Source organism: Pseudomonas sp. Leaf58 (assembly GCF_003627215.1).
In the GTDB taxonomy this organism is placed as follows: Bacteria; Pseudomonadota; Gammaproteobacteria; order Pseudomonadales; family Pseudomonadaceae; genus Aquipseudomonas.
Genome location: NZ_CP032677.1, coordinates 1,522,269 through 1,544,142, shown reverse-complemented (window position 1 = coordinate 1,544,142; position 21,874 = coordinate 1,522,269). Strand labels below are relative to the sequence as shown.

The 21,874-nt window shown below is 62.1% G+C and carries 18 protein-coding genes and 5 tRNA genes; 9 read left to right on the top strand and 14 right to left on the bottom strand.

Translation table 11 applies throughout. The features are described 5' to 3' along the window. Nucleotides 1-83: 83 nt before the first annotated feature. Entirely contained in the window at nucleotides 84-707 is a 624-nt protein-coding gene (locus DV532_RS07195) for a glutathione S-transferase (protein ID WP_056797353.1), read from the bottom strand. Between the two features lie 235 nt (nucleotides 708-942). Between DV532_RS07195 and DV532_RS07190 the strand changes: the two genes are divergently transcribed. Continuing rightward, nucleotides 943-3,390 (top strand): acyl-CoA dehydrogenase, encoded by a 2,448-nt coding sequence (locus DV532_RS07190; RefSeq protein ID WP_056797356.1) that lies wholly within the window; start codon nucleotides 943-945, stop codon nucleotides 3,388-3,390. A gap of 67 nt (nucleotides 3,391-3,457) precedes the next feature. Here the strand turns inward: DV532_RS07190 and DV532_RS07185 are convergent, their stop codons facing one another. Then, complete coding sequence (locus tag DV532_RS07185) at nucleotides 3,458-4,963, bottom strand: hypothetical protein (protein WP_156675859.1); 1,506 nt, start codon at nucleotides 4,961-4,963, stop codon at nucleotides 3,458-3,460. A gap of 182 nt (nucleotides 4,964-5,145) precedes the next feature. On the opposite strand from DV532_RS07185, the gene DV532_RS07180 reads away from it, so the two are divergent. Together DV532_RS07180 and DV532_RS07175 are read left to right on the top strand one after the other, a co-directional pair. Continuing rightward, on the top strand, nucleotides 5,146-5,550 hold the full coding sequence (locus DV532_RS07180) for a PA2817 family protein (RefSeq protein WP_056797363.1): 405 nt from the start codon (nucleotides 5,146-5,148) through the stop codon (nucleotides 5,548-5,550). A 219-nt stretch (nucleotides 5,551-5,769) separates the two neighbouring features. Then, complete coding sequence (locus tag DV532_RS07175; protein WP_162241112.1) at nucleotides 5,770-6,255, top strand: fimbrial protein; 486 nt, start codon at nucleotides 5,770-5,772, stop codon at nucleotides 6,253-6,255. Nucleotides 6,256-6,429: 174 nt separating this feature from the next. Here the strand turns inward: DV532_RS07175 and DV532_RS07170 are convergent. The 5 genes from DV532_RS07170 to DV532_RS07150 all read right to left on the bottom strand — a co-directional run bounded on the left by DV532_RS07170 (nucleotide 6,430) and on the right by DV532_RS07150 (nucleotide 6,993). Next, nucleotides 6,430-6,505, bottom strand: a tRNA-Gly gene (locus DV532_RS07170). Between the two features lie 86 nt (nucleotides 6,506-6,591). Beyond that, nucleotides 6,592-6,667 (bottom strand) — tRNA-Gly (locus DV532_RS07165). A gap of 3 nt (nucleotides 6,668-6,670) precedes the next feature. Further along, nucleotides 6,671-6,746: transfer RNA gene (locus tag DV532_RS07160), tRNA-Glu, on the bottom strand. 91 nt (nucleotides 6,747-6,837) lie between these two features. Beyond that, nucleotides 6,838-6,913 (bottom strand) — tRNA-Gly (locus DV532_RS07155). A 4-nt stretch (nucleotides 6,914-6,917) separates the two neighbouring features. After that, nucleotides 6,918-6,993, bottom strand: a tRNA-Glu gene (locus DV532_RS07150). Nucleotides 6,994-7,282: 289 nt separating this feature from the next. On the opposite strand from DV532_RS07150, the gene DV532_RS07145 reads away from it, so the two are divergent. Continuing rightward, nucleotides 7,283-8,050 (top strand): hypothetical protein, encoded by a 768-nt coding sequence (locus DV532_RS07145; protein WP_056797369.1) that lies wholly within the window; start codon nucleotides 7,283-7,285, stop codon nucleotides 8,048-8,050. A 129-nt stretch (nucleotides 8,051-8,179) separates the two neighbouring features. Here the strand turns inward: DV532_RS07145 and DV532_RS07140 are convergent, their stop codons facing one another. Then, entirely contained in the window at nucleotides 8,180-8,662 is a 483-nt protein-coding gene (locus DV532_RS07140) for a GAF domain-containing protein (RefSeq protein ID WP_056797372.1), read from the bottom strand. Beyond that, nucleotides 8,663-9,550: an ATP-binding protein gene (locus tag DV532_RS07135; protein WP_056797375.1), complete on the bottom strand. Its 888-nt coding sequence runs from the start codon at nucleotides 9,548-9,550 to the stop codon at nucleotides 8,663-8,665. A gap of 71 nt (nucleotides 9,551-9,621) precedes the next feature. Here DV532_RS07135 and DV532_RS07130 point away from each other — a divergent pair, with 71 nt between their 5' ends. Continuing rightward, nucleotides 9,622-11,979, top strand: a complete 2,358-nt coding sequence (locus DV532_RS07130) for a response regulator (RefSeq protein ID WP_056797378.1) — start codon at nucleotides 9,622-9,624, stop codon at nucleotides 11,977-11,979. On the opposite strand, the gene DV532_RS07125 is transcribed toward DV532_RS07130, so the two are convergent. Continuing rightward, nucleotides 11,969-12,457, bottom strand: coding sequence for a glutathione peroxidase (locus DV532_RS07125; RefSeq protein ID WP_056797380.1), 489 nt, complete (start codon nucleotides 12,455-12,457; stop codon nucleotides 11,969-11,971). The genes DV532_RS07130 and DV532_RS07125 overlap by 11 nt on opposite strands. A 14-nt stretch (nucleotides 12,458-12,471) precedes the next feature. Continuing rightward, nucleotides 12,472-12,867, bottom strand: a complete 396-nt coding sequence (msrB, locus tag DV532_RS07120; protein WP_056797383.1) for a peptide-methionine (R)-S-oxide reductase MsrB — start codon at nucleotides 12,865-12,867, stop codon at nucleotides 12,472-12,474. A 167-nt stretch (nucleotides 12,868-13,034) separates the two neighbouring features. Between msrB and DV532_RS07115 the strand changes: the two genes are divergently transcribed. Both DV532_RS07115 and htpX read left to right on the top strand, forming a co-directional pair. After that, nucleotides 13,035-14,246 carry a pyridoxal phosphate-dependent aminotransferase gene (locus DV532_RS07115; protein ID WP_004575940.1) on the top strand — a complete coding sequence of 404 codons (1,212 nt, stop codon included), beginning with the start codon at nucleotides 13,035-13,037 and terminating at the stop codon, nucleotides 14,244-14,246. A gap of 474 nt (nucleotides 14,247-14,720) precedes the next feature. Then, nucleotides 14,721-15,608 (top strand): protease HtpX, encoded by an 888-nt coding sequence (htpX, locus tag DV532_RS07105; protein ID WP_056797385.1) that lies wholly within the window; start codon nucleotides 14,721-14,723, stop codon nucleotides 15,606-15,608. A gap of 157 nt (nucleotides 15,609-15,765) precedes the next feature. On the opposite strand, the gene DV532_RS07100 is transcribed toward htpX, so the two are convergent. Beyond that, nucleotides 15,766-16,416, bottom strand: a complete 651-nt coding sequence (locus DV532_RS07100; protein ID WP_056797388.1) for a thiopurine S-methyltransferase — start codon at nucleotides 16,414-16,416, stop codon at nucleotides 15,766-15,768. Nucleotides 16,417-16,517: 101 nt separating this feature from the next. On the opposite strand from DV532_RS07100, the gene DV532_RS07095 reads away from it, so the two are divergent. Further along, entirely contained in the window at nucleotides 16,518-17,285 is a 768-nt protein-coding gene (locus DV532_RS07095) for a class III extradiol ring-cleavage dioxygenase (protein WP_056797391.1), read from the top strand. A gap of 90 nt (nucleotides 17,286-17,375) precedes the next feature. Here the strand turns inward: DV532_RS07095 and DV532_RS07090 are convergent, their stop codons facing one another. Further along, nucleotides 17,376-19,055 carry a DEAD/DEAH box helicase gene (locus DV532_RS07090; RefSeq protein ID WP_056797394.1) on the bottom strand — a complete coding sequence of 560 codons (1,680 nt, stop codon included), beginning with the start codon at nucleotides 19,053-19,055 and terminating at the stop codon, nucleotides 17,376-17,378. Between the two features lie 406 nt (nucleotides 19,056-19,461). After that, complete coding sequence (locus DV532_RS07085) at nucleotides 19,462-20,217, bottom strand: spermidine synthase (protein ID WP_056797396.1); 756 nt, start codon at nucleotides 20,215-20,217, stop codon at nucleotides 19,462-19,464. A 117-nt stretch (nucleotides 20,218-20,334) separates the two neighbouring features. Between DV532_RS07085 and DV532_RS07080 the strand changes: the two genes are divergently transcribed. Then, the gene (locus DV532_RS07080; RefSeq protein WP_056797399.1) at nucleotides 20,335-21,681 is read left to right on the top strand and encodes a class II 3-deoxy-7-phosphoheptulonate synthase; all 1,347 of its coding nucleotides are present in this window, start codon (nucleotides 20,335-20,337) and stop codon (nucleotides 21,679-21,681) included. The last annotated feature ends 193 nt before the right edge of the window (nucleotides 21,682-21,874 follow it).

Sequence of the window (21,874 nt, the reverse complement as noted above, 5' to 3'; positions counted from 1 at the left end):
GTGCGGCCAATGGTGCAAGGCCAGGCCGCACAAGTACAGTCATGTGTATTGATAATGACTATCGAAGTAGCCGTGGTGTTCGATCAGGTCAGCGCGGTCATCACCGCTGCCTGGTAGGCCGGGCGGGCCTTGAGGCGCTGGTACCAGGCTTCCAGGTGGCGCATGGCCGGGCGCTCGATGGGCATTTCGAACCAGGCATAGATAAAGCTACCCAGTGGGATGTCGCCCATGCCGATCTGGTCACCGGACAGGTACGGCTGTTTACCCAGGGTTTCGTCGGCAATGGCCAGCAACTGGGCGCACTGCTTGTGCGCGGCGTTGATCGCCACCCAGTCGCGCTGGTCTTCCGGGGTGCGCAGCAGGCCCCAGAACAGCGGACGGAACGGTGCGGCGAAGGACGAGGTGGTCCAGTCCATCCACTTGTCGGCCAGGGCGCGCTGGCGCGGGTCTTCCAGGTACCAGCCCTGCTCTGCACCGTACTCGGCACACAGGTAGCGAACGATGGTATTGGACTCCCACAAGGTCAGGTCGCCGTCTTCGAGCATCGGCACCAGGCCGTTGGGGTTGCGGGCGCGGTAGTGCGGCTCGTTGACCACACCGAAGGCGCCGCCGGCGTCGATGGCCTCGAAGTCCAGGCCCAGTTCGTGGGCAATCCACAGTGCCTTGCGCACATTGCTCGAATTCTTGCGGCCCCAGATCTTCAGCATGGCAATCTCCTTATGAAATGCGCAGGAGGCACAGTCTACTCCAGAGTTTTACCGGCTGTACCGGCCCTTTCGCGGGCAAGCCCGCTCCTACAAAAGCGAAAGGGCCGGTACAGGCATACAACGCCCTGAAACTCTCACCGCCACACCCTGTCACTGTTCCGAAGCCGCCGCTCACAGCGTTACGTCTAAGCTGTCTGGGACGGCTCAAGCCCCCTGGCTCCAAGGAGGATCGATTATGTTGCTGTTGTGGTTGGTAGTGCTGGTGATCGGCGCGGCGTACCTCACGCATCGGCGCCTGGCGCCCTTGCAAATTCTCGGCATCATGGCGGCCTACGTGCTGCTGATGGGCATTTTCAGCAGTGCCCCTGGCTGGCTGCTGACCCTGATCTGGATCGTGCTGGCGCTGAAGATCGCCCTGGTGGCGCTGCCGGAGTGGCGGCGCAAGGTGTTCACCAGCCGGGTGTTCAACTGGTTCCAGCGTACCCTGCCGCCCATGTCGCAGACTGAGCGCGAGGCGATCGACGCCGGTACCGTGTGGTGGGACGGCGAACTGTTCAGCGGCCGCCCCGACTGGCGCACGTTGCTCGCCTACCCGGCACCGAAGCTGACTGAAGAAGAACAAGCCTTCATCGACGGCCCTACCGAAGAACTGTGTGCCATGGTCAGCGACTGGCAGATCGGCCAGGACCTGGACCTGCCGCCCGAAGCCTGGACGCATATCAAGGAGCACGGCTTCTTCGCCCTGATCATCCCCAAGGAATACGGTGGCAAAGGCTTTTCTGCCTACGCCCATTCTCAGGTGGCGATGAAACTTGCCACCCGCAGCGGCGACCTGGCCTCCACAGTGATGGTGCCCAACTCCCTGGGCCCCGCCGAACTGCTGCTGCATTACGGCACCGACGCACAACGCAACCACTACCTGCCACGCCTGGCCCGCGGCGAAGAAATCCCCTGCTTCGCCCTCACTGGCCCGCTGGCCGGCTCCGATGCCGGTGCCATGCCCGACACCGGCGTGGTCTGCAGGGGCCAATGGCAGGGTGAAGAAGTCATCGGCCTGCGCCTGAACTGGGAAAAGCGCTACATCACCCTCGGCCCAATCGCCACACTGTTGGGCCTGGCATTCAAGGCATTTGACCCGGACCATCTGCTGGGTGACGAGGAAGAGCTGGGCATCAGCCTAGCGCTGATACCCACCGACACTCCCGGCGTAGACATCGGCAAGCGCCACCTCCCCCTGGGCGCCGCCTTCATGAACGGCCCCAACAGCGGCAAGGACGTGTTCGTGCCGCTGAGTTTCCTCATCGGCGGGCAGGCCATGCTCGGCAAGGGCTGGATGATGCTGATGAACTGCCTGTCGGTGGGCCGTTCGATCTCCCTGCCCGCCGTCGGCACCGGGGCCGCCAAGTACACCAGCCTGGTCACCGGCCAGTACGCCAAAATTCGCGAGCAGTTCAACGTGCCGCTGGCGGCCTTCGAAGGCATCCAGGAGTCACTGGCACGTATTGGCGGCAATGCCTGGCTGATGGACAGCGCCCGCCTGCTGACCGCCAAGGCCGTGGACCTGGGCGAGAAGCCTTCGGTGCTGTCGGCGATCCTCAAGTACCACCTCACCGAGCGCGGCCGCGAGTGCATCCAGCACGCCATGGACGTGCACGGTGGCAAAGCCATCATCATGGGCCCGAACAACTACCTGGGGCGTAACTGGCAAGGGGCACCGATCTTCATCACGGTCGAGGGCGCCAACATTCTTTCGCGCAACCTGATGATCTTCGGCCAGGGCGCCATTCGCTGCCACCCGTTCGTGCTCAAGGAAATGGCCCTGGCCGGCCGCGAAGACCGCGACCAGGCGCTGCGCGAATTCGACGACCTGTTGATCAAGCACATGATGTTCGCCGCCGGCAACGCGGCCAGCACGCTGGTGTTCAACCTGGGGCTGGGCCGCCTGGAGAACGTGCCGGGCGATGCCTTGAGCCAAGGCTACTTCCACGCCCTCAACCGCCAGGCCGCCGCCTTCGCCCTGCTGGCGGACTTGTCGATGCTGCTACTGGGTGGCGCCCTCAAGCGCCGCGAACGCCTGAGTGCCCGGCTGGGTGATGTACTGAGCTACCTGTACTTGTCCAGCGCCGCGCTCAAGCGTTACCACGACCTGGGCTCGCCCGAGCATATGCAGCCCCTGCTGCGTTGGGCCATGGAAGAAAGCTTGGGCCAGGCGGAAAAGGCCCTCGACCGGCTACTCGACAACTTCCCCAACCGTTTTGTCGGCTGCGCGCTGCGCGTGCTGGTGTTCCCCTTCGGCCGCCGCCATACCGGGCCGAGCGATGAACTGGACGCCGAGGTGGCGGCGCTGATTGGGCGCAGCAAGGGCGACCCGGCGCTGGAGGAATTGCTCGCGGGCTGCTACAGGCCAACCGGTGAAGGCGACCCTGTTGCGGCGCTGCAACGGGCAAGTGATTTGCTGGATGAATCAGCGCCCCTGCAAAAAATGCTGCATCAGGCCATCAAGGCAGGCAGGGTAAAGGCAACCCAAGGCCAGTCGCCCGTCGAAGCAGCCGTTGACGCGGGCCTGTTACAGCCTGCCGAGGGCCAACGCCTGCAGGAAGCCGAGCAGGCCCGCCGGAAGGTAATCGAGGTGGACGCTTTCGACAAAGACCAGCTGGCACCCGAGCCGGGGCGCATTCGCTGAAAGTATGCAAGGATACCGACAGAGTCATTGAAGGCTCTGTCGGCTTGGCGAACGCTAAAACAAGGCGTTAGCTCTGGAACAACGCCACTGCCTCAGCAGACGAATAGAGCGGTATCGGGATGACGGTAAACGCCCAGTACAACAGCCGGTCGCTAGTTGTATCTCGCGCCCAAACAACCGTGAAGGGCGATGGATTGCTGGTGGCTGGGCTGAATACGCCAGTACTGGATACGCTCCCGTTACCCGAAGCAATGGCCCATTCGGTATCACTCGCCTCGACTTGAACTTCCTTCCCTGTATCAGGTGAGTAAAAACAAAAGGTAAGTTTAAACTTGCCACCTGCCAAGGACACCTTGAAATAATGGGTCACCGGTGCGTAGTACACTGCAAATGTAGCACAGGCACTTTCGCCACCTTGGGTGGCCTTGACCACATCAACCGTGAACCGTTTCGGAACGCTCGAAATAACGGCAGCCGGGCGATTGGTCTTGTTGTTCGCTTCCAGCACTACCTCGGCTTCCGATTTGGCCGGAGGGTAATAGTACCGAGCACTACCTTCTTTATCCACGCGCCCCAACCGGTCGCCCTCGAGCACCCAGGTCGCCAGGTCAGGGCCTGGCTGTAGCAAAACGGGCTGTTTGCCCTCGCCATTGGCGATGACGCGTACCAAGGGGTCAAGAGACAATGCGACTTTTAGTGGTTGAGCGCCCTCAGCCGATGAAAATTGCTCCCTGGGAGAGAAGTATTCCGTTCCATAGACCTTGGAGATTTTATCGTAAGAGCCATTTTCACGCTTGAGTTGGGGAGGCGGAAACACCAAGGAAGGGATCCATGCTTCATCGTAAGGGGGCTGGCCTTGGCCCACTTCAGGAAACGCCAGTTGGGAAAACAAGAAAATAGTGACATCGTCCACGCCCCGGCTATCAGGCAAACCTGCCAAGGCCGGCGCCTGGCCCTCCCCTGCTGCCACGCTCGTACTGACATACTGCAAGGCCATTGCCGTCGCATAATTGTACGGCTGGAAGATAACATCCAACGCATTCAACTTGCTGTTAACAGGCTGCCCGACCGAATAAATATCAACGCTTTTCTTGGCCTCGTAGCCACGTTTCAGTTTCAGCCGTAAAGTATCTTGCCCGGTGAATGAAAACTCCGGCACAACAGGCCACTGCAAGCGAACGACACCATCACCTCGATAAGCGAGCTTGCTGCCGAGCAGGGTGACTTGGATTGTCAGGATTTGGCTGCCGTCGTATCCAACCTCCCTGATTTCACGCAACCAGGCCGCATCGCCACCCGCCTCCAATACAAGGACTGCCTCCCGCTCACTCAGCAGCCGTTTATGGATTTCTACAACGGTGTCCGACCACTTCATTTGCGGGCGACCAAATACCAAAGATGCAGTTTTTCGCGTGATAGCATCAGTCTGCCTGTCGAGCAAAAGCGCCTCACCCGGGGTAAATTCATTCTTTGCGTAATAGACCTTCCAGCATCCATTCAACAGGCTGTACCACACCTGACTATAAACAATAGGAACCCCTGCACTCGGGGCCAAACTATTCGCACGAGCCATGGTGCTCTCCAAGTCAGGCCAAACGCCTGGCACCATGTAAAACCTGCTCGTCATTCCATTCAACTATCAAAAATGACAGGTACCCGAGTGCACAAACCGGCCACCCACCTGCTTAACCTATCGGTAAGGAGGTGATCCTCATTGAGGTATACTCACGCTTTTAGCTCGCCGAGGACCGCATCATGGCCACCCCCCACCTGGAATATCACCTGCAACTGCTGCAGCATCTGCGCACCATCCTGGTGGCTGTGGCCGAAGCCGAGCAGGTACCTGAAGAAAGCCATGCGTTGTTTCTGGAGCGCTTCGACGAACTGCTGAACCTGCTGCCACAGGATCCGCTGCATAGCCAATACCTGGGGCAGGACCTGATTTGCCAGGTAATCCAACGCTATCCACAAATCGCCCACCTGGTGCCACGCGATTTGCTCTGGTTCTTCGGTGGTGATTGCTTGCACTTCATGCCAGATGAAGAGCTGAACCTCTATCAACAGCTGGAAGAACGCCGCTATGAAGCCGAGCAAAATGGCGAACCCTTCGACTGGAACTTGCAGAAGCAGTTGATAACCGCTTCAGGTCAAACCCTCTGACCCAAGCGGCGCCTGATAAGCATCGCGTTCTCCAGGCACCAATACGACTTCCCTTACAGATTCCCTTTTGCGACCAACGATAGGCTTGCGCAATGCCAAGCCGGCGCCCACCCACTGGAGGCCGGCTCGACATACACCGATAAGTCAACTTCCTATCTGGATCGCACAATGAAACGTATCCTTGCTGTATTCGCCTTAGGCCTCAGCTGCAGTTCTGCCATGGCCGCCGACATCATCCAATTCGAAGGTAGCGTAAGTGCTGGCGGCACCTGCCCGATCAGCGTCGTCACGCCTGGCGGCCCTATCCTGCCCAAAATCTACCTTGGCGACTTCAAAGCCGATGACTTCAAAGAGCTAGGCCTGAAAACGCCGATGGAACGGTTCGCCCTGCGGGTTGACCCTACAACCTGCACTATCGGCCCCGGCGCCAAGGCAACCGTTAAGTTCAGCGCCAACTATGGCAGCGACCCGTCCGGCAAACTGTATGCACTGCAAAGCGGCGTAGGCTACAGCGAGGGCTTCGCGCTGGCCATCTACGACAAGAGCAACACTCAGCTCGCCCCTGATGCAGATTCTGTCGAATACGAGCTGAGCGAGACAGTGGTCACCGACATGAACTTCACCACACAGCTGCACACTACTGCAACCACCGTAAGTGAAGGACATATCGCTACCAGCGTGAACTTCCTGGTTGCCATTCCATAAAACCGCTCCCCGCAAGCGCAGCTCGCTGCGCTTGGCCAAGGCCGCATTGAAGTTCACCATCAGCTACCGCTGACCACGCCATAGGCGCCTTGAAACAGGGCGCCTTGGTAACGCCCATTTCAAATAGACGAAAACGAAGAAAGGGACTTTCGTCCCTTTCTTCGTTCTTCGATTTGGAGCGGGAAACGAGACTCGAACTCGCGACCCCGACCTTGGCAAGGTCGTGCTCTACCAACTGAGCTATTCCCGCATTTGAAACTTTTTACCGCTATCGGCGTGAAGCGCCATGAAGACCTTCACCACCACTGCACCGCATAGACGCCACAGTATTTAAACTGGAGCGGGAAACGAGACTCGAACTCGCGACCCCGACCTTGGCAAGGTCGTGCTCTACCAACTGAGCTATTCCCGCATTTGGCGTCCCCTAGGGGACTCGAACCCCTGTTACCGCCGTGAAAGGGCGGTGTCCTAGGCCACTAGACGAAGGGGACACACAACACTTTTCAGTGCACCAAGTTTGAACCTCACGATTCAGCCTGGATTTTCTTTTCCTGCCCTGCCGTTAAGCAGTGCCGGAGAAACTGGAGCGGGAAACGAGACTCGAACTCGCGACCCCGACCTTGGCAAGGTCGTGCTCTACCAACTGAGCTATTCCCGCAATTTGGCGTCCCCTAGGGGACTCGAACCCCTGTTACCGCCGTGAAAGGGCGGTGTCCTAGGCCACTAGACGAAGGGGACACGCTGCTAGCATTGCTGCTTGCTTTCACTCCCTGCCGCGTTTCGCTGTGTGCTTTACGCTGCAAGTGGCGCGCATTCTATGGAGGCTTGGGGAAGGCGTCAACCCCTTTGTAGAAATTTATTTAAATCAATGACTTCCGGGTGGCGGGGGTGCAGAGGCGGGTTGCCTGGTCGATATAAAAGAAAGGGTTGCCCGCAAAGGGGCCAGCATCGGCATATAGCCGCTGTTCGTCCCCAAGCGAACTCACTACACTCAAAGCTGTAATTCTTCTTCAGTGAGGCATTAACGGTGACACCACTTCTGATCACCCTGCTCATCGTGGCGGGTATCGCGTTGCTGATCGTGATCGGCTACCTCAACAATGTGGTCGAGAACGGCAAGCTCGAACGCGCCCGGCTGAAGGTCGAACTGGCCGACCGCCTGCGCCGCTGTGGCGAAATCACCGAGACGTTCCCAGGCCAGTTCATGACCCCGGCACTGAAGCTGCTGCTGACCCGCCTGGAGCTCAACCTCAACCAGCGGCAGTTGGCGGTGGACAAGCACAACGCCGAACTCAAGGCACGCATTGCCGAACTGGAGGGCCTGATCGCCCTGGGCGAGAAGCTCCCGGTGAACAACCCACCCGCCCCGATCCACACCGAGGCCAAGGCCAAGGACGTGCGCTTCTTGCTGGAGGCGCTGCACAACCAGGTGACCCGCGCCGCCCAGGAGGGCTTCCTGCCTACCCCCGAGGCCAAGCGCTGGATAAAGGAAGTTCGCCATATCCTGGTGCTGCTGCATATTGAGTTCTTCAACAACCTCGGCCAGCAGGCCCTGCAGAAAAACATGCCCGGCCAGGCGCGCCTGGCGTTCGAGCGCGGCGTGCAGTACCTGCGCAAGCAGCCAGAGCCCAAGGTTTATGAAGAGCAGTTGCGGTACTTGGAAAAATTGCTGGCCCGGGCCAACGCCCAGGTGCTGGACCGCATGGCCCCGGCAGAAGACGAGCACAACGAACTGACCGAAGGGCTCAAGACCGATGAGGAAGAGACCTGGAAGAAGAAGGCGATGTACGACTGATGCTTTAACCAGTACCGGCCTCTTCGCGGCTAAAGCCGCTCCTACAGGGGCCGCATCGCCTTCAGGCCTGGTGCAATCATTGTAGGAGCGGGTTTACCCGCGAAGAGGCCGGCACAGGCAACCCACCCGTCAGCAGTCGGTCAATTCCAGGAAAATCGCCGCCAAGCGCTCCAGCCCCGCCTGGTCCGCCTCACTGAAGCGCCCAAGCTTCGGGCTGTCCAGGTCCAGCACGCCAATCAACCTGCCCTCCTTCACCAGCGGGATTACCAGTTCGCTGTTGGACGCGCTGTCACAGGCAATGTGCCCCGGGAACGCATGCACGTCCTCCACCCGCTGGGTTTGCCGCGTCGCCGCCGCTGCCCCGCACACACCCTTGCCAAATGGGATACGCACGCACGCCACCTGGCCCTGGAACGGGCCCAGCACCAGCTGTTCGTTGCGGTTGAGGTAGAACCCCGCCCAATTCAGGTCGTCCAGCTGGCTATAGAGAAACGCCGAAAACTGCGCGGCATTGGCGATGAAGTCACGCTCGTCGGCAAACAGCGCCTGCACTTGCGCCGCCAGCAGGTGGTAGCCGTCGAGGCCGGCGCCACTGGCATTGAGGTCGATCATTTACTTTTGCTCCAGCAATTGCAGCCCGACCCAGTAGCGGGCGAACTGATAGGCACAACGGCCATTACGGTTACCGCGGCCGGTGGCCCAGCGCACGGCAAGGATGTCCAGGGCTTCGTCACGCTGCCAGCGCAGGCCGGCCTGGCGCGCCAGCTGGCCGACCCAGTGCTCGACCACGTTGAGGAAGTGTTCCTGGCTGAAGGGGTAGAACGACAGCCACAGGCCAAAACGGTCGGACAGGGCAATCTTGTCCTCCACCGCTTCGTTGGGGTGCAGCTCGCCGTCGACCATCTTCCAGTTTTCGTTGTCGCTCTGTTTTTCCGGCACCAGGTGGCGGCGGTTGGAGGTGGCGTACAGCAGCACGTTGTCCGGGGCTTGTTCCAGCGAGCCATCGAGCACGCTCTTGAGCACCCGGTAGTCGCCCTCCCCGGCTTCGAACGACAGGTCGTCGCAGAACAGGATGAAGCGCTGCGGCAGCTTGTGCAGCTGCTCGACCACGCGCGGCAGGTCGGCCAGGTGGTCACGCTCGATTTCGATCAAGCGCAGGCCAGCGCCGGCGTGTTCGGCCAGCAGCGCACGCACCAGCGACGACTTGCCGGTACCGCGCGAACCCCACAGCAGCGCGTGGTTGGCGGGCATGCCGTTGATGAATTGATGGGTGTTGCGGCCCAGCTGGTCACGCTGCTGGTCGACACCGATCAGGTCGCTGAGGCGGATGTCCAGGCTGACGTCCAGCGGCAGCAGGTAGCCGCTGCGGCCATCGCGCTGCCAACGGGCGGCCAGGGTGGTGGCCCAGTCGATGTCCGGGCGTTGTGCCGGCAACAGCGGTTCGAGGCGCGCCAGTACCGATTCGGCGCGGTCGAGGAAAGCGATCAAGCGGGCGTCCATGACAACTCCTACAAACTCAGATTCAAGGCTGAATGTGTGACAGCCCCACCAGCAGCCGGGGTTGATCGGCTATGCTTGCGCAGCGCAAGGGACGTGAAACCGGCTCGGGACTCATGGATATCAAGTTCACCAATCGCCTGTCATACAAGCAAGCCCGGTTGACAGTCCTGGTCGGCTTCATCCTGGGAACATTGCTCAGTCTCATCCAGATCGGCATCGATTATGCCAGCGAAGACGCGTCCATCAACCGCGAAGTGCGCGCGTTGCTGCAAATCAGCCACAACCCGGCCTCGCGCATTGCCTACAACATCGACGCGGAGCTGGCCCTGGAGCTCACCCGCGGCCTGCTGCAATCGCCAGCGGTCATCCGTGCGCGGCTGATCGACAATAACGAAACGGTGCTGGCCGACGTCGAGCGGCCGCGCCTGCAAAACCGCTACCGGCCACTCAGCGACTTTCTGTTCGGCGAGCAGCGCCAGTTCAAGGAGCGCCTGTACCTCACCCACATGCCCAAGGAATACCTCGGCACCCTGTACCTGGAAGTCGACACTTACGCCTTCGGCAGCCGCTTCCTCGACCGCGCCGGGGTCACCCTGCTCAACGGCTTCGCCCGTAGCCTGGTGCTGACCGGCATCCTGCTGGCGCTGTTCTACATGATGCTGACCAAGCCGCTGGTGACGGTGATCGGCGCCCTCAGCGTTCGCGACCCGCGCAAGCCCCTGCAAACCCGCCTGGCCTGCCCGCACGGCCACGAACACGATGAGATCGGCGTACTGGTGAAGGTCGCCAACCAGCAGTTCGTCAGCATGGCCACCGAGATCGAGCAGCGGCGCACCGCAGAAAACCGCCTTACCCAGTACCTCAACGAGCTGGAAGACATCGTCTCGGCGCGCACCACTGAGCTGAAAGCCAGCAACAACAGCCTCAGCCTGTCCAACCAGGAGCTGGAAGAAGCGCGCCGGCGTGCGCTGGACATGGCCCAGGCACGCGCCGCCTTCCTCGCCAACATGAGCCACGAGATCCGTACCCCGCTCAACGGCATGCTCGGCATGATCGCCCTGGCCCTGGACAGCCCGCTGCCCAGCGAGCAACGCCAGCAACTGGCGATTGCCCATGACTCGGGCAAGGTGCTGGTGGAGTTGCTTAACGATATTCTCGACTTGTCCAAGTTCGATGCCGGCCAGCTGGAGCTGGAGCGCATTCCGTTCGACCTGGGCTCGATGGTCGAAGACACCGCCAACCTGCTGTCGCAGAACACCGCGCAAGGCGTCGAGCTGACCTGCTTGATTGCCCGCGACTTCCCCAGCAGCGTGCTCGGCGACCCCACGCGGGTGCGCCAGGTGGTCAGCAATTTGCTGTCCAACGCCCTCAAGTTCACCCGCTTCGGCCGCGTGGATGTGCGCCTGGTGACCATCGTCGGCGGTGTGCGCCTGGAGGTGCGCGACACCGGCATCGGCATCCCCGCAGAAGCCCAGGCGCGGATCTTTCAGCCGTTCACCCAGGCCGGTGCTGGCATCACCCGCCAGTACGGCGGCACCGGCCTGGGCCTGACGCTGACGCGCAACCTGTGCAAGGCCATGCAGGGCCACCTGCTTATTCAGTCCGAGCCAGGCTTTGGTAGCCGCTTCTGCGCCGAGCTGCCACTGGCCGTACACACCGAGGCCATTGCGCCGGTGCCGCTGCACGGGCGGGTAGTGGCACTGAGCGCCGCCGGTAGCGGGCTAGACGAACTGTTACAAGACCTGCTGCCCGCCTGGGGCCTGGCCTACCAGCGCCAGGACAGCGGCGCCACGCTGGATGCCGCCGCCATCGACTTGCTGATCACCGATGACCTCGACCACCTGTTCGCCCTGCGCCCGGCGCTGAAAACCCCGATCCTGCTGGTGACCGCCTATGGCAACTTCCTGCCCAGCGAACAGTCAGTGGCCCTCGCCCCCCTGCATCAGCTGGCGCGGCCGTTGGCGCGCAACGCCTTGTACCAGACCCTGCGCCGCACCTTGCAAGGCCATGAGCCGGAACACCCGCTGGCCACCCCGGCCTTTACCCTGGAACAAGGCCGCGCGCGCATCCTGCTGGTAGAAGACAACCCAGTGAACCAACTGGTGGCCAAGGGCATGCTGGCCAAGCTCGGCTGCCAGGTGCAGCTGGCCACCCAGGGCGCCGAGGCCCTGGACCTGCTCGAACAGGATGAATTCGACCTGGTGCTGATGGACTGCAACATGCCGGTGATGGATGGCTACGAGGCCAGCCGGCGCATCCGCCAGAGCGGCCGGTGGCCACACCTGCCGATCGTCGCCCTCACCGCCAACGCCATGCCCGAAGAACGCGAGCGCTGCCGGGCAGCGGGCATGAACGACTACCTGGCCAAACCGTTCCGCCGCGAAGAGCTGTTGGCGTTGGTCGACCACTGGGTACCCGTCATCGGCTGAGCAGGCGCTCGATGTCCGCTTCCAGGGCCTGCGGCTTGGTAGTCGGGGCGTAACGCTTGACCTGGCCACTGGCTGGGTCGACCAGGAACTTGGTGAAGTTCCACTTGATCTTCTGCGAGCCAAGCAGGCCCGGGGCGCGCTGCTTGAGCTCGACGAACAGCGGGTGGGCGCCGGGGCCGTTGACCTCGACCTTGCGAAACAGCGGGAAGCTCACGCCAAAATTGCGCTCGCAAAACTGCGCGATGTCCCGCGCCTCGCCCGGTTCCTGCTTGCCGAACTGGTTGCAAGGGAAGCCCAGCACCACCAGGCCGCGTTCGCGGTAGGCCTGCCACAGCTGCTCCAGGCCCTTGTATTGCGGGGTAAAGCCGCACTGGCTGGCGGTGTTGACCACCAGCAAAGCCTTGCCCGGGAAGTCAGCCAGCACTTTGTGCTCGCCACCCAGGGTCACGCATTTGATGTCCAGCATCGATTCGGCCATGTTTCGGGCTCCGGTCAGTCGCGCGGGCGCAGGTCGATGCACACCGAGTTGATGCAGTAGCGCAGGCCAGTCGGCGCCGGGCCATCGGGGAACACGTGGCCCAAGTGGGCGTCGCAGCGCGCGCAAGTGACTTCGGTGCGGATCATGCCGTGGGAGGTGTCGCGAATTTCGATCATCGCGCTGTCCGCGATCGGCGCATAGAAGCTCGGCCAGCCGCAGCCGGAATCGAACTTGGTTTGCGCATCGAACAGTGGCAGGCCGCAGCAAATGCAGTGGTAGATGCCGTCGCGGCGCTCGCTGTTGTACTTGCCGCTGAACGGCCGCTCGGTGCCCTTGAGGCGGCATACCTGGTACTGCTCGGGGTCGAGCATCGACCGCCATTGTTCCAGGGTTTTTTCGATCTTTTGCATGTGGGAACCTCGGCAGGCTTAATTTCACCCCGCACCGTCTTTTCCGGGGCGCGGGTGGCACGTATATTAGTTGGCTTCGTGTGCCAGGCGTTCAGTCTGGCACCCGCTTCCTGCCCTTTCAAACGTTTCGGCGGGGCGTAGCGCGTTTTCTCAATCGGGATCCCATCATGCAGTTCAGCAAATCGAACAAGCTCGCCAATGTCTGCTACGACATTCGCGGCCCAGTGCTCAAGCACGCCAAGCGCCTGGAAGAGGAAGGCCACCGCATCCTCAAGCTGAACATCGGCAACCCGGCGCCGTTTGGCTTCGAGGCACCTGACGAAATCCTCCAGGATGTGATCCGCAACCTGCCCACCGCGCAGGGCTACAGCGATTCCAAGGGCCTGTTCAGCGCCCGCAAGGCGGTAATGCAATACTGCCAGCAGAAGGAAATCGAAGGCGTCACCATCGAGGACATCTACCTCGGTAACGGCGTGTCCGAACTGATCGTGATGTCGATGCAGGCGCTGCTGAACAACGGCGACGAAGTGCTGATCCCGGCCCCGGATTACCCGCTGTGGACCGCCGCCGTGAGCCTGGCCGGCGGCAAGCCGGTGCATTACCTGTGCGACGAGCAGGCCGACTGGTTCCCCGACCTGGAAGACATCAAGGCCAAGATCACCCCCAACACCAAGGCCCTGGTGATCATCAACCCCAACAACCCAACCGGCGCGGTTTACTCCAAAGAGCTGCTGCTGGGCATGCTGGAGCTGGCCCGCCAGCACAACCTGGTGGTGTTTTCCGACGAGATCTACGACAAGATCCTGTACGACGAAGCCGTGCACATCAGCACCGCCTCGCTGGCCCCCGACCTGCTGTGCCTCACCTTCAACGGCTTGTCCAAGTCGTACCGAGTGGCGGGCTTCCGTTCTGGCTGGCTGATCATCTCCGGGCCTAAGCACCACGCCCTGAGCTACATCGAAGGCATCGACATGCTGGCCAACATGCGCCTGTGCGCCAACGTGCCGGCGCAGCATGCCATCCAAACTGCGCTGGGCGGCTACCAGAGTATCAACGACCTGGTGCTGCCACCGGGGCGCCTGTTGGAGCAGCGCAACCGCACTTACGAGCTGCTCAACGATATCCCCGGGGTTAGCTGCGTGAAGCCGATGGGCGCGCTGTATGCGTTCCCGCGGATCGACCCGAAGGTTTGCCCAATCCTCAACGACGAAAAGTTCGCCCTCGACCTGCTGCTGTCGGAGAAACTGCTGATCGTTCAGGGCACGGCGTTCAACTGGCCATGGCCGGACCACTTCCGCGTGGTGACCTTGCCGCGGGTGGATGACCTGGAAGCGGCGATTGGGCGCATTGGCAATTTCCTGAAGGGTTATTCGCAGTAGGGTTCGACGGGGTTTCCGGGTTGGCGCGTAGATCGAGCGCCGCCCGCGCGGCGCTTCGCGGGCAAGCCCGCTCCCACATCTGTTTCAGGCCAATGAGTCCTGTGCCAGGTGGGTTGCAGCCTTGGTGCATGGCTGGAGATTGATGAAGAGCCGCGGCGCCCCCTCGATATCGAATGGAACAAACAAGGCGGACAGAGGTGAACTCACAGGAGTGACTGGCCTGAAACAGATGTGGGAGCGGGCTTGCCCCGCGAAGCGCCGCGCGGGCGGCGCTCGATCTCACCGACGCCACAAGCCTCAAGGCATACACCATTTCTTACATCCTGCAACGCTCTATCCCACAGCCCCCACGCCATCCTCTGCCATACTCCGCCGTACACAGTTTGAAATAGTCGCCCGATTGAATCGGCACGTCCGGCCCCTTATATACCCCGCAGTAAGCGACAACTCATCCGTCAGGAGAACGTAACAACCATGATGCGCATTCTGTTGTTTGTAGCCACCAACCTCGCGGTGGTGCTGGTTGCAAGCATTACCCTGAGCCTGTTCGGTTTCAATGGGTTCATGGCGGCCAACGGGGTCGACCTGAACCTCAGCAGCCTACTGGTGTTCTGCGCCGTGTTCGGCTTTGCCGGCTCGCTTATCTCGCTGTTCATCTCCAAGTGGATGGCGAAGATGACCACCGGCACCCAGATCATCAGCCAGCCGCGCACCCGCCATGAGCAGTGGCTGCTGCAAACGGTCGAAGAGCTGTCCCGTGAAGCGGGCATCAAAATGCCCGAGGTCGGTATCTTCCCGGCGTACGAGGCCAACGCCTTCGCCACCGGCTGGAACCGCAACGACGCGCTGGTGGCCGTGTCCCAAGGCCTGCTGGAGCGTTTTTCGCCCGATGAAGTGCGCGCCGTACTGGCCCACGAGATCGGCCACGTGGCCAACGGCGACATGGTCACCCTGGCGCTGGTGCAGGGCGTGGTGAACACCTTCGTGATGTTCTTCGCGCGCATCATCGGCAACTTCGTCGACAAGGTCATCTTCAAAAACGAAGAAGGCCAAGGCATTGCCTACTACGTGGCGACCATCGTTGCCGAGCTGATCCTGGGTATCCTGGCCAGCATGATCGTGATGTGGTTCTCGCGCCGCCGCGAATACCGCGCCGACGAAGCCGGTGCGCAACTGGCCGGTACCTCGGCAATGATCGGCGCGCTGCAGCGCCTGCGTGTGGAACAAGGCCTGCCAGTGCACATGCCTGACACCATGAAGGCCTTTGGCATCAATGGCGGTTTGAAGCACGGCCTGGCCGGGCTGCTGATGAGCCACCCGCCACTGGAAGACCGTATCGAGGCCCTGCGCCGTCGCGGTTAAGCCACCTGGTAACAAAAAAAGGGCGACTTCGGTCGCCCTTTTTTGTGCACGCCTGCACTGGCCTCTTCGCGGGTAAACCCGCCCCTACAGGTCCTCCACAGGCCTGAAGGCTGCGGGGTACCTGTCCCGCGAAAGGGCCCGTACCGGCCCCCAGCTGTCAGCGGCTAACCCGGTACACCCGCTCCAACAGGCTGGAGGCCCCTGCCTGCAGAAACTTCGGGCTCTCGCCAATTACCTGCACCACCTCCAACTCATCCACCTGCCACCCGGCAAACCCCTGCCGCAACTCTTCATCCCCTACCGAGAACGGCGGCCCGGGCAGCAACGACTGGTCATAATCCAAGGTCACCACCAGCCCACGGCAACTGGCCGGCAGCAATGCCGATAGCGCCTGCATGTACGCCGCACGCATCGGCACCGGCAAGGCAATCACCGCTGCCCGGTCATACAGCCCCGCACAGTCGCCAACATCCTCTGCGCGCAAGGCAAAGAAATCGCCACACCACAGCTGCACATCACCGCTGCGCCACACCTCGAAAGCCCCGCGTTGCTGCACTTCAGCTTCAAGCCCATGCTCACCGAAGAAGTCCTCCACCGCCCGCCGCGACAGCTCCACCCCCACCACCTGATAGCCCTGCCCCGCCAGCCATGCCAGGTCCAGGCTTTTGCCGCACAGCGGCACCAGCACACGACTGCCCGGCGCCAGGCCAAGCTTTGGCCAATACTTCTGCAGATAGGGGTTCACCTGCGCCTGGTGAAAGCCGATCTGGTTGTCGGCCCACCGCTGCTGCCAGAACGCACGCTCCATGATCACTCCCGATTTTTCGATGATTTGTCGGTAAAACTTGGTTTGGATTTCGATCTGTAGTTGATCGAAGATGAGTGCATCTTAACCTTCAGGACCTTGCCATGCTGCCCAGCCTGTTCATTTCCCACGGCTCCCCCATGCTTGCCCTGCAGCCTGGCGCCAGCGGGCCGGCCTTGGCCGGGTTGGCCAACCAGCTGCCACGGCCAACGGCAATCGTGGTGGTGTCAGCGCACTGGGAAAGCCGTGAGCTGCTGGTCACCAGTGGCGCACAGCCAGAAACCTGGCATGACTTCTATGGCTTCCCGCCAGCCTTGTATGCGCTGCAGTACCCGGCACCGGGTGCACCCAAGCTTGCCAGCCAGGTCAGTGAGCTGTTGAGCGCTGCGGGGCTAGCCGCCCGGCTGGACGCGCAGCGGCCGTTCGACCACGGCGCCTGGGTGCCACTGTCGCTGATGTACCCGGATGCAAGCATCCCGGTGGTGCAGGTTTCCCTGCCCAGCCACCTGGGGCCGGCGCTGCAGGTCAAGGTGGGCCAGGCGTTGGCGGGGTTGCGTGGCGCGGGCGTGCTGCTGATGGGTTCGGGCAGCATCACCCATAACCTGGGTGAGCTGGACTGGCATGCCGGGCCGGAAGTGATCGAGCCTTGGGCGCTGGCGTTCAGGGACTGGGTAGTGGAAAAGCTGCGGGCGGATGACCAGGAAGCGTTGCTGGGTTACCGGCAGCAGGCGCCGTTTGCGGTGCGCAACCATCCTAGTGATGAGCACCTGCTGCCGCTGTTCTTTGCCCTGGGGGCTGGGGGCAAGTTTGGGGTGGTGCACCAGGGGTTCACCTTGGGGGCGCTGGGCATGGACATTTATCGGTTCGACTGACGGGCCTCGTCACGGGCAAGCCCGCGAAGAGGCCGGCACAGGCAAAAAAAATCCCCAGCCTAGGCCGGGGATTTTTTCATTGCGCCAGGATCAATCCTCGCGATAGCGACGCAGCTTCAGCTGCTTGCCAGCCACGCGGGTGTCCTTGAGCTTGGACAGCAACTTCTCCAGGCCGTCTTCTGGCAGCTCGACCAAGCTGAAGCTGTCGCGCACCTGGATGCGGCCGATAGCGTCACGCGCCAGGCCACCTTCGTTGAGGATCGCGCCCAGCAGGTTCTTGGCAGCGATGCCGTCACGGGCACCCAGGGCAGTACGGCAACGCACGCGGCCTTCGGCCAGCGGCATTGGCGCACGGCGCTCGCGGTCACCACGGTCTGGGCGCTCGCCACGGTCAGCACGCTCGGTGCGCTCGCCACGCGGGGCAAAGCTCGGCACCAGCGGCTGCTCACGCTCTACCGCAGCCAGGTCCAACGCTTGGCCATTGGTGGCCTTGCGCAGCAGGGCCGAGGCCAGGGCACGGGCGCTGCAGCCCAGGTCGGCAGTCAGGCGGTCGAACAGTTCACCATGGGTGGCTTCTGCTTCGGCAACCAGCGGTGCCAGGCTATTGGTCAACTTCTTGATGCGAGCATCCAGCACAGCCTGGCCATTCGGCAGGCGCGCTTCGGCCACTTTCTGCCCGGTAACACGCTCGATCACCTGCAGCATGCGGCGCTCACGTGGGGTGACCAGCAGCAGTGCACGGCCTTCGCGACCGGCACGGCCAGTACGGCCGATACGGTGTACGTAGGACTCTGGGTCGTACGGCATGTCAACGTTGAACACGTGAGTGATGCGCGGTACGTCCAGGCCACGGGCGGCGACGTCGGTGGCGACGACGATGTCCAGGCGGCCATCTTTCAGCGAGTCGATGACGCGCTCACGCTGGTTCTGGGCGATGTCGCCGTTCAGCGCGGCAGCCTTGTAACCCTTGGCTTCCAGCGCGGCGGCCAGGTCCAGGGTGGCTTGCTTGGTACGCACGAAGGCGATCAGCGCGTCGAACTCTTCCACTTCCAGCAGACGCAGCACAGCCGGGATCTTCTGGTCGGCATGGACCATCAGGTGGGCCTGGTCGATCGCGGTAACGGTCTGGGTCTTGGTCTGGATCTTGACGTGCTTGGGCTCACGCAGGTGGCGTTCGGCAATCGAGCGGATCGACGACGGCAGGGTAGCGGAGAACAGCACGGTCTGACGGGTAGCTGGGATTGCGTCGAAGATCACTTCGAGGTCGTCCATGAAGCCCAGCTTCAGCATCTCGTCGGCTTCGTCCAGTACCAGGTACTGAACAGTCGACAAGACTTTTTCGTCGCGACGCAGGTGATCGCACAGGCGGCCTGGGGTAGCGACGACGATTTGCGCGCCGTTACGGATAGCACGCAGCTGCGGGCCCATCGGGGCACCACCGTAGACAGCAACAACGTTAACGCCTGGCATCTGCTTGGCGTAGGTTTCGAAAGCGGTAGCAACTTGCAGCGCCAACTCACGGGTTGGCGCCAGGATCAGGGCTTGCGGTTCGCGCTTGCTCACATCGATCTTGTTCAGGATCGGCAGGGCGAAGGCAGCGGTTTTACCGGTGCCAGTCTGCGCCTGGCCGATCATGTCGTGACCGGCGAGGATGATCGGGATCGATTGTTGCTGAATGGCGGACGGCTCTTCGTAGCCGGTAGCCACAACAGCAGCAACAATGTTCGGATTAAGATCGAGAGCGGCGAAGCCGCCGGTTTCCTGGGTCATGGGTCTGCCTCTAAGTGCATCCGCAAAGACCCATGCTGCAAAGCTGCACATGCCTTGAAAGACCAGAAGGTCACCCAGGCAGCTTTGTCGGCGGGGATTTGCGAAAACGATTGAAAAAGAAAACTTGGGAAGGTCCGCCTAGCGGACGTGCAGCCGAAGCTGGACTCGGAGGATTTGCACCACCTGATTTTGAGGTCCGCTAAAAGACCGGCGCGTACTATACCCGAAATAGTGCACATACGTGAGGAAAATTTTCACGGCGCCGGGCCAGCATCGAGCCATCAGCCATGAGCGGCTGAAACGATTCCTGTCTGCGATAGCACTGCGCCCGCGCGCCCAGGATATTCACCGCCCTTAAGTGCTGTGAGATCCCTGTGGGAGCGGGCGCGCCCGCGAACAAGCCAACTCAGGTAGCCGGGCGAATTTCGCGGATCAACCCCTCGAGGCTGTAGCCCAAGCGCGGCGCCAAGGCTTCGGCCCGAGCCCGCAGCCCGTCCAGGTCCAGGTTCTGCTCAAGGTCCGCCGGCACCAGCAAGATCACATTGCCCTCCTTCACCGGCAACTCCCAGTAGTGCCGGTGGTACAACCCGCGCAGCAAGGCCGCGCCCAATGGCCTGCCGTCGTCGGTGGCCCACTGGTTGATCACCAGCCAACCCTGCGGGTTCAACTGCTGCTGGCAGTTTTCCAGGAAGTTCCACGCCAGGTGCCCCACGCCCGGCCCGTGGTCGGTGTACAGGTCGACGAACAGCAGGTCGGCCTTCTCCGCGGTGGGCAGCAATTCCAGCGCATCGCCGATACGCACATACAGCCGCGGGTCGTCGTCCAGGCCCAGGTATTCCATGGCCAGGCGCGGCACGTCAGGGCGCAGTTCGATGGCCTCGATGTCGTCCAACGGCAAAAACTTCATGCAGGCCTGGGTCAGCGTGCCGGCCCCCAGGCCGAGAAACAGCGCGCTCTCTGGCTGCGCGTGGCACAGCGCCCCCACCAGCATGGCACGGGTGTAGTCGTACTCCAGCCAGCTGGGGTCGGCCGTGAACACGCAGCTCTGCTCGATGGCATCGCCAAATTCCAGAAAGCGGTAGTCGTCGACTTCATACACGCTGATGACGCCAAAGGCATCCTCCACCCGTGCCAGTAGCCGCTCTTGCCGTTCCGCCGCCATGCTAACCACCCTACCCGCGCAAAAACGCGCATTGTCCGTCAACACCCTTGATGCAACAAGCGCAGCGCCAACTGTTACCATGGCCGCAAGCCTACAACCGACAAAACCGAGCCCGAGATGAACCAACCGTGGAGCCCTGACAGCTGGCGCGCCCTGCCGATCCAGCAGCAACCGACCTACCCCGATGCCGCGCACCTGCTGAAGGTTGAACAGACCCTGGCCAGCTACCCGCCGCTGGTGTTCGCGGGCGAGGCGCGTGAGCTGCGCCGGCAGTTTGCCGAGGTCACCGAAGGCCGCGCCTTCCTGCTGCAGGGCGGCGACTGCGCCGAGAGCTTCGCCGAGTTCTCGGCGGCGAAAATCCGCGACACCTTCAAGGTGCTGCTGCAAATGGCCATCGTCATGACCTTCGCCGCCGGCTGCCCGGTGGTGAAGGTTGGGCGCATGGCCGGGCAGTTCGCCAAACCGCGCTCTGCGGGCGATGAAACCATCGGCGACATCACCCTGCCCGCCTACCGTGGCGACATCGTCAACGGCATCGGCTTCGACGCCAAAAGCCGCATCCCCGACCCCGAGCGCCTGCTGCAGGCCTACCACCAGGCCACCGCTAGCCTTAACTTGCTGCGCGCGTTCGCCCAGGGCGGGTTTGCCGACCTGCACCAGGTGCACAAGTGGAACCTGGACTTCATCGCCAACTCGGCGCTGGCCGACAAGTACCACCAACTGGCCAACCGTATCGACGAAACCCTGGCGTTCATGCGCGCCTGCGGCCTGGACAGCGCGCCGCAACTGCGCGAAACCAGCTTCTTTACCGCCCACGAGGCGCTGCTGCTGAACTATGAAGAAGCCTTTGTGCGCCAGGACAGCCTGACCGGCGACTACTACGACTGCTCGGCGCACATGTTGTGGATCGGCGACCGCACCCGCCAGCTCGACGGCGCCCATGTGGAGTTCCTGCGCGGCGTGCACAACCCGATTGGGGTCAAGGTTGGCCCCAGCATGAACCCCGAAGAGCTGCTCCGCCTGATTGACACGCTGAACCCGGCCAACGACCCGGGCCGCCTGAACCTGATCGTGCGCATGGGCGCCAGCAAGGTCGGCGACCACCTGCCGGGGCTGATCCGCACGGTCGAGCGCGAAGGGCGCAAGGTGCTGTGGAGCTCCGACCCGATGCACGGCAACACCATCAAGGCCAGCAGCGGCTACAAGACCCGTGACTTTGCGCAGATTCTGGATGAAGTGAAGCAGTTCTTCCAGGTGCACCAGGCCGAGGGCAGCCATGCCGGTGGTATCCATATCGAGATGACGGGGCAGAACGTCACCGAATGCATTGGCGGCGCGCGGCCGATTACCGAGGATGCGTTGTCCGACCGGTATCACACCCACTGTGACCCACGGATGAACGCCGATCAGTCGCTGGAGCTGGCGTTTTTGATTGCTGAGACGCTGAAGCAAGTACGGCGTTGAGGCTGGTGGGGGCATGCCTTGGGGTTTAGGGCGCCTGTGAGATCGAGCGCCGCCCGCGCGGCGCTTCGCGGGGCAAGCCCGCTCCCACATCTGTTTCGGGCCAATCACTCCTGTGAGCTCACCTCTGTCCGCCATGTTTGTTCCATTCGATATCGAGCGGCAAAGCTGCTCTTCATCCATTTCCAGGCATACA